General features: G+C 65.0%; 1 protein-coding gene. It reads right to left on the reverse strand.

Features of this window, described 5'->3' with window-relative positions; genetic code table 11:
* Nucleotides 1-235, reverse strand: a 235-nt coding sequence (gene eutH, locus SB765_RS33625) for an ethanolamine utilization protein EutH (protein ID WP_410933033.1), incomplete at its 3' end; no start/stop codon positions are given.
* Nucleotides 236-237 lie beyond the last annotated feature (2 nt).

A 237-nucleotide genomic window follows, 5' to 3' on the forward strand; every position in this document is an offset into this window, starting at 1 on the left:
TGGCCAGCCCCACCGGGATCACGAAGATGATCGTCGAACCGGACTGGAAGCCGGTGATCAGGCCGAGGATCCAGCCTTCCGGGCTTTGCGCCAGGGCCTTGGCCAACTGGTAGCCGCCCATGTCAGAGGCGATGAAGATCGGCCCGGCAATCCCTGGGTCGGCGCCCAACGCCAGGAACAGCGGCGCGATGAGCTGGCTGATGCCTGCGGATATGTACGGGATTGCCGCCATGATGC

The organism is Pseudomonas sp. SIMBA_067, assembly GCF_046534675.1.
Taxonomy (GTDB): domain Bacteria; phylum Pseudomonadota; class Gammaproteobacteria; order Pseudomonadales; family Pseudomonadaceae; genus Aquipseudomonas; species Aquipseudomonas putida.